Annotated in this window: 5 protein-coding genes and 1 pseudogene; 3 read left to right on the top strand and 3 right to left on the bottom strand. The window is 47.1% G+C overall.

Going from position 1 to position 7,741, the window contains the following annotated elements; all coding sequences use genetic code 11:
* Positions 1 to 548, bottom strand: a pseudogene (locus tag V3S16_RS03350) (hypothetical protein); the annotation flags it as partial.
* Between the two features lie 444 nt (positions 549 to 992).
* Between V3S16_RS03350 and V3S16_RS03355 the strand changes: the two are divergent.
* Together V3S16_RS03355 and V3S16_RS03360 are read left to right on the top strand one after the other, a co-directional pair.
* Positions 993 to 3,095 (top strand): ABC transporter substrate-binding protein, encoded by a 2,103-nt coding sequence (locus V3S16_RS03355; RefSeq protein WP_413883259.1) that lies wholly within the window; start codon positions 993 to 995, stop codon positions 3,093 to 3,095.
* A 130-nt stretch (positions 3,096 to 3,225) separates the two neighbouring features.
* Positions 3,226 to 4,509, top strand: a complete 1,284-nt coding sequence (locus V3S16_RS03360) for a 3-deoxy-D-manno-octulosonic acid transferase (RefSeq protein WP_413883260.1) — start codon at positions 3,226 to 3,228, stop codon at positions 4,507 to 4,509.
* Here the strand turns inward: V3S16_RS03360 and V3S16_RS03365 are convergent.
* Positions 4,501 to 5,820, bottom strand: a complete 1,320-nt coding sequence (locus V3S16_RS03365) for an ATP-dependent 6-phosphofructokinase (protein WP_413883261.1) — start codon at positions 5,818 to 5,820, stop codon at positions 4,501 to 4,503. The genes V3S16_RS03360 and V3S16_RS03365 overlap by 9 nt on opposite strands.
* Positions 5,821 to 5,835: 15 nt before the next feature.
* Positions 5,836 to 6,810: a KpsF/GutQ family sugar-phosphate isomerase gene (locus tag V3S16_RS03370; protein ID WP_413883262.1), complete on the bottom strand. Its 975-nt coding sequence runs from the start codon at positions 6,808 to 6,810 to the stop codon at positions 5,836 to 5,838.
* Between the two features lie 265 nt (positions 6,811 to 7,075).
* Here V3S16_RS03370 and V3S16_RS03375 point away from each other — a divergent pair, with 265 nt between their 5' ends.
* On the top strand, positions 7,076 to 7,354 hold the full coding sequence (locus tag V3S16_RS03375) for a PxxKW family cysteine-rich protein (RefSeq protein WP_413883263.1): 279 nt from the start codon (positions 7,076 to 7,078) through the stop codon (positions 7,352 to 7,354).
* Positions 7,355 to 7,741: the final 387 nt, after the last annotated feature.

The raw sequence follows: 7,741 nt of genomic DNA on the forward strand, positions 1-7,741 counted from the left end.
GGACCCCTCCGGGAATAATCCTTATACCTTCTTTCCAGGGCGACTTTAACGGCCGACTTATTACGGGACACGCCCCCCACGCGCATTCCGTTCGGATGATGCCCGGAATGCCCCACCGGAGAAGTCCCGCCGGTACCGATCCATGTTGCCCCCCCGACGTGACGTCCTCTCTGATCTTCCAGACGTGCTTTAAAGTATTCGATCAACTCTTCGGGCGTCAGTTGGCTTAGCTCCGATTCATCCATGTCAAGGGCGTTGGCAAACTTCCTGGGATCTTTAAGCCACTCATCCAGCATGGCCCTGGCAATTTCATCGAGTTCAATCCCTTCATGTTCGGGCAATTCAGCCCCTTCAAAACGATGAGCAAAAACCTGATCATAGCTATCAAAATAGCGCTCGCTTTTAACAAGAATCGCCCGTGCGGATGTATAGAACTCATCCACGGAATTGATCAGCCCCATATTCAGCGCTTTTTGCAAGGTCAGAAACGAAGTCGGACTGACCGGTATCCCGGCATTTTTCAAATTGTAGAAAAAATCAATAAACATAATAAAATCGTGTTACGATTTTATGAAACGCGGCTATGCCGCTCAAATGGCGAAAGGCTAAAATTCCTATCCCCGTAGCCCCGATTAGCGGGATTTCCGCTACGCTCCATCAAGCTAACTAGTCCCCATCCATAAATACATTTGAGCACTAAGTAGTTTCCAATTCATAAATGAGATATTTTTTCGATGAGCAAGGCCGCACAAGGGTTTTCGCCCGAGGCGTACGGCAGTACGTCGAGGGCTGAAACCCGCGGAGAACGCCGCTCATCGGAAAAATAGCCATTTATGGATGGAAACTAATTAATTGCCTGTTGATAAACTTATAGGTTGAACTTGCCTTTGTTGTAAAATCAGAGTAAGTTTCATGTCGGAATGATAATGCATGTAATATCAACGCGACATCAAATGCATAAAATTGATTAAACCACGTGCGCGTGCTTAGGAATGAAATCCACAAAGCCAATCGCCATAATATTGCTTCTGCTGCTGGAGATCCTTTTGGGGGGCTGTCTGCCCAAAACAACTGTTTTAACTGTTCCCGGAGAGGCCGGCCCCGGAAAAAAACTCTATTCAAAGGCCGAAAAATTGTTTCAGGCAAAGTCTTACCGGGAAGCCCGTGAGTCCTATAATGAATACCTTGCCCGGTTTCAGGGCGGGCCACTGGCCGCCGGCGCTTTTTTAAAAATAGGAGCTATCCATGCGGCCCTTGGCAGCCACTCAAAGGCGCGTGATGTTTACCAACGACTGATTGCCGAATATCCGGGCAGTTCATTTGCCCAAGATGCCCGGGTTGGAATCCTGATCAGCTATTACAACGAAGGCATGTATTCAGAAGTTATCGAGCAGGCGGCCGACTTTCTCAAAGGGGCTGTCCCCAGAGCACCCTATCTCAGAACACATCTACTTTTGGGGGATACTTATTTAGCCATGGGTTCCCCGGTAGATGCCGTAACTAACTATGTCTTGGCATATAAAAAATCAAAGGATTCAGAAAAAGAGGGTATTATTTCCCAGCTCGAGGAGGCTGCCGTACAGCTTGATTCAGAAGAGTTCGTCTTTCTTTTAAACCGCACGGAGGATGGGTTTCCGGCCGGTTATCTCCTCTACCAGCTCGGGCTTAACCACCTGGAAGAAGAAGAGTACGAGTATGCTGAAAGAGTGCTGTCGATCTTTATCGAAAATTTCCCAGGGCATGCAAGAAGCCGGCAGGCTCAAAGTCTGCTGGAAACGATCAGCAAAAAGTCTGTCTATAGCCGCTACACCATAGGCTGTCTGTTGCCCATTAGCGGCCGTTACCGAGCTTATGGCAACCGGGCGCTCAAAGGAGTTGAATTTGCTCTGAACCGTTTCAGCTCCCAAAATATCGACCATGCGATCAAGATAATCTTTAAGGACACAGGGTCTGATCCTGATAGAGCCGCGGAAGCTGTAAAAGAACTGTTCAAAGAGAATGTCGCCGCCATTATCGGTCCGCTGGTCACCGCTGAAACCGCTGGTGTGGAGGCTCAACACAGCGGGATCCCCATCGTCACTTTAACCCAAAAAGAAGGTATTACTCAGATCGGCGACTATGTCTTCAGAAATTTTTTCACCCCCGCAATGCAGGTGAAAACCATTGTATCTTTTGCCGTTGAATCGCTCGGGCTGCAACGTTTTGCAATTCTTTATCCTGACGAAAATTATGGAACGACCTTTATGAATTTATTCTGGGATGAAGTGCTTGCCCATAGAGGCAGAATTGTCGGCGTTGAATCATACAACTCGACCCATACTGATTTTGCCGATCCCATCAAAAAACTCGTGGGGCTTTATTATGAAGTGCCTGAGGATCTTAAAGCCGAAATGCATCGGGCATATGAGGCTGAAAATGATTTGGACCTGATCGATAATTTTATTGATATGGATTTCCAGTTTGCAGACGATACCGAGGATAATTATCAAGCGGAAGAACCAGCTGAAGAGCCGGCTGATGAACAAACAAAAGCGACTGATCAAAAAGATGAAAAGGAAGAGGAACCTGAACCCATTATTGACTTTGATGCCGTTTTCATCCCTGATGCACCCGCGAAGTCCGGGCTGATTATACCTCAACTGGCATATTATGATGTTAAGGACATCTATCTTTTAGGCACTAATTTGTGGCATTCCGACAATCTGATCGAGATGTCGCGGCAATATGCTCAGGGTGCCGTAATGACGGATGGTTTTTTTGCACAGAGCGCTTCAGCCAATGTAAAAGACTTTGTTAAAGATTTCCGAAAGACTTACGGGGAAAACCCGGGATTCATTGAGGCCGTCGCCTATGACACCGCTATGATTCTATTCAAAATGGTGAGCCGTCCCGAAATGCGATATAGAAGCGCACTTAAAAAAGGACTCATGCAGCTTAGCAACTACGAGGGCGTAACCGGTCTAACTTCATTTGACAGCAGCGGAGAGGTCCGCAAAAAATTATTTCTTCTTCAAATCAAAGGCCGGGGTTTTGTCGAATTAGAACGTCACGAACCAGTAAACAGTGAACAGCAATCAGTGATCAGTAGGAAGTAAGCAGTAGGCCCCTGTTAAATGGTCCTGCGGAATTTAACGGGGTGAACAGTAAACAGTAGCTCGTAACTCGCAAACCGGAATCCAAAACCCGAAACTCAACCTGATGAACCTGGCCTATAGAGTATATAGCTTGCTCAGTTCTATCATTTTTATCGCCTTTTTTCCGCCCTTCTGGTTATATACACGCCTCAGCGGCCGCTATAGCGACAATTTGAACCAGCGTTTGGGAATATACCCTGACGAACTTGTAGAAGGCCTTGCCGGATCGCCTCGAATCTGGATTCATGCTGTTTCAGTGGGAGAGGTAAGTGTCGCTATGGCCGTGATTGAATCTCTTTTTCTGCTGATGCCGGATTGCGCCGTCATCCTTTCAACCACGACAGAACACGGCCAGGCATTTGCTAAAGACAAACTGGGATCACGTGCTGTTTGCATATATGCACCAGTCGATTTTGTCATCTCTGTTCGCAAGGCCCTGGCAGCTCTTAAACCGGACGTTCTGGTCTGTTTGGAGACCGAAATATGGCCGAACTGGCTGCTTGAGGCCAAACGAATGGGGATAAAGACAGCCCTGGTAAACGGCAGAATTTCCGTGCGCTCCATCAAGGGATACTTAAAGATTCGGCCCTTAATAAAGGCAACATTAAAACATGTTGGCGCCTTTAGCATGATTCGCCAGGCTGATGCAAAACGGATAGAAATGATGGGAGCACCACCAGCAAGAATAGAAATAAACGGGAATGCAAAATATGATCTACTGCTTCAAAATGCAGATACATCTCAGCAAACAAAAATGGAGAGGCTTTTTAGCTTGAAAGGAGGCCAGCCGGTTTTTGTGGCGGGAAGTACCCGCAGCTCGGAAGAAGAAATCGTTCTCGATGTTTATCAAAAAATTATCCAAGCTGTACCCGAAACCCTGCTTATTATCGCCCCAAGGCATATACAGCGAGCGCATCAAATCTCCACTCTGGTTAAGGACCGGGGGTTTTCATGCCAGTTCAGAACAGACCTAAACAAAAATGGTTTGCGGACGGCGTCGATAGTAATCATTGACACCATTGGAGACCTGCAGGCCGTTTACAGTGTCGCTTCAGTCGTTTTTTGCGGCGGAAGCTTGGTCCCGCTGGGCGGGCAGAATGTTTTAGAGGCCGCCGCCTGGGGCAAACCGGTGCTGTACGGTCCTTCAATGGAGGATTTCCTCGATGCCAAAGAGCTGCTCGATAAAACAGGCGGCGGCATTCAGGTAAAAGATGGGCGGGATCTGGCTGAAAAAGCTGTCTATTATCTTACGAATCCGGATGCTGCCGATCGTATCGGAGCTTTGGCGAAAAAAGCGGTAATGTCAAACCAGGGGTCTGCCGGCAAACACGCAGATGTGATCTATCGCCTCCTTTATCCGAATTCCTCATTTTAAAGCGCCCTGGCCGGTGGCGCCCAGGACACTGAGCCACAATTTTCCTTTGGGATTCACCTGCTTGCGCTTTCCTGCGGAGGCACTCATGGGAAGATGTATAAAATGGTTGTTCCAACGACCCACAAGCAGTTTGGTCTTGCCCGCCATGCCGGCATGTACGGCGTCGCGCCCTAAAAAACTGCAGAATGCACGATCATTGGCATTTGCAGGCAGGCTCCTTATCGTATAGCTGGGGTCAATATATTTAATGGATACTTCCATATTTTTGGACATAAAATAGGATTCTATTTTATTTTTCAGAAAAACTCCGATATCCTTAAGCCTGATATTTCCGGACTCATCAAAGTCAACGTCCCGGCTTTCGAAATATTTTTGGCCGGCCCCTTCTGCCACAACAATCACCGCATGACCTCTGAGGTTCAAACGATTTTCAAGGGCGACGAATAAGCCTTGGGGGCCTTCCAGGTCAAAATCGACTTCTGGAATCAGTACAAAATTTACTTCCTGCTGAGCAAGGGCGGCGGTCGCGGCGATAAAACCCGAATATCTGCCCATCAGTTTAATCAGACCGATCCCGTCGGGATAGGCCTCAGCTTCGTTATGAGCGCCCTGAATGGCCTGGGTGGCTACATCGACGGCGGTTTCGAAACCAAAAGACCTCGATACCAGGTAGATATCATTATCGATGGTTTTGGGGATGCCAATAACACTTATTTTTAGGCCCATTGCGATGACGGCATCTGCTATCTTGGTCGCAGCCATAAGCGTCCCGTCTCCCCCGATCATAAACAGGATGCCGACGTTCATCTTTTCCAGAGTGTCGACAACTTCGTCGATCGACTGAGGACCTCTGGAAGACCCGAGGATGGAACCGCCCTTTTCGAGAATGTTGCCAACATTTTCGGGGTGAAGCTCCATGACATCGTGCCCATATTGTGGAATAAAGCCCTGAAGGCCGTACTTGAAGCCCAAAATGTTCTTGACGCCGTAACCGTAGAACAGTTCCAAAACGATCGCCCGAATGATATCGTTCAAACCGGGGCATAATCCGCCACATGTTACCAGGGCGCATCTTAACTTGCTGGGATCGAAATATATTTTTCTTCTGGGCCCGGCAAGTTCAAAAGAAGGAAAGTCTTTTCCTTTTTCAGCCAGCTTTATTAAATCATCTAATTTTACATCGATTATAATCCTATCGGAGTCATTTACAAAACTTCGGCTTAAAGCGCCTTTTTCCCCTCTTTGGATCGGTGATGGTATTTTGGCCTTACCGAGGATCGGTATCGTGGTGTCAAAGTCTCCGTAACGCATAATATCCTCTTTGCCTTAGGTGCCGTTGAATTTAAACTCGCCTTTGCCTAAAATGTCGTGTAGATGCAAAATTCCCAGAACCCTTCCATCAGAATCTGTTATGGGCAGTACGGTAATCTGGTATTGTTCCATCAAGTTCAGGGCATCGAAGGCAGGAGAACTCGGGCTAACTGTTCGTGGATTTTTACTCATGACGTCTTCGGTGCTTTTTCCCGAAATCGATTCATTTTTGGCAAGAAAGCGTCTTAAGTCACCGTCGGTGATGATGCCGAGAAGAATATCATCATGACTTACAACAAAGGCGGCCCCTAATTCCAAACGATTGATTTCCCGGACGGCATCTCCCAGAGAAGTCCCTTCAGTAACCCGGGGTATGGATGTGCCGGTTAACATGATGTCTTGAACCTTGTTGGAAAGACGCTGGCCGAGTGTACCGCCGGGGTGGATCTTTTTAAAATCGCTGGTATTAAAATGCTTCTTGTTGAGGAGGACTACTGCAAGGGCGTCTCCCATAGCAAGGAGGGCGGTGGAACTGGCAGTGGGAGCAAGGCCTAAAGGGCATGCTTCCCGCTCGACACCGACATCAAGGACGATATCGCTGTTTTGGGCCAGAGTGGAATTTTTATCGCCGGTAAAAGCGATAATTTTACACCCGATTTTGCGGACACTGGGGATAAGACTGCTGAGCTCATCGGTTTCGCCGCTATTGGAAAGGGCCAGGAAAATATCCTCCTGGCCGACCACGCCAAGATCTCCATGCATGGCCTCGGCTGGATGCAAAAACAAAGATCTTGTTCCGGTGCTGTTTAAAGTAGCGACGATTTTGCGGCCGACGATACCCGATTTGCCGATACCGCTGACGATTATACGACCCTCGGAATTATAGATAAGCTCAACCATTTTGGTAAAATTGTCATCAATGCGGTCGGCCATTTTCAAAATGCCTTCAGCTTCGATCTTGAGAACCTCAATTGCTTGTTTAATGGGCATATATTTTTGTTCCTCTGCTGGTTAGTTTCCATCCATAATAGGAATTCATCATATGTTACCGATAAATTGTCAATTTAGCAATTAAAAATCAAGTACTCTTTATACATAAAATTTGCCGTTAAGGCACTAAAAATTATTGTTGACAAGATCAAGGCACATGGTTATATTCCCGAAAAATTTTGCAACCTGTCTTGCTGGGCCGGGAGCAGATGTCTCCGGGCCTTTTTTTTAGTGCATCTAAAATGAAAGAAAGGGGGTGGTTCCGATGGAGTGTTCAACGATCAGAAAAGGTTTTGATTGCCCTTTTATGACTGCAAAGGGGTGTTCTTACAACGGCGGGCTTTGCCATGAAATCGTAGAGAAATGTAATGGCTGCAATCACGGTACGGAATTTTCGGCCGGATGGTACTGCACGGCTTGTCCTGATCCTGCGCTGAAGTGGAAAAACGGAAGTTGCAACATTGCTTCTCATGTTACCAAAACTTCTAACGGCAGCAAAGCAAAACTTAATCCGCTCAAAGCTTCCAAAAGAGGCAGCCGGTAACATAGCTTTTGATTTTAAGGTGAACCCCGCTCCACTATAGAGCGGGGTTTTTTATCAATGGTCAACTCCCATTTTGCGATGCAACAGTTTTTTCCCATCCTAATTTACAGATCTCGTAAATAATGATAGATGATGCGGTGAAATTTTGGACAAAACGCTCCATCTCTAATCAAAAAGTTGGGTTCAAAGGTTCAACGTTCAAAGGTTCAGAGGTCGGCCGCCTCGTTGTATTATCCCTATGGAATTAATGGTTAAGGAAAAAAGCGCGAAGCGCTTAACCTCTCCGAGGCGTAGGATCGTGCCTCTACGAGCCGGAGGCCTGAACCGGGAACCCGGAACCTTATAACCTAGACCGACCTGATGTCCAATTTATGTGCAATCCCAAGG

It is taken from the genome of Candidatus Desulfatibia sp. (genome assembly GCF_036446775.1).
In the GTDB taxonomy this organism is placed as follows: domain Bacteria; phylum Desulfobacterota; class Desulfobacteria; order Desulfobacterales; family UBA11574; genus Desulfatibia_A.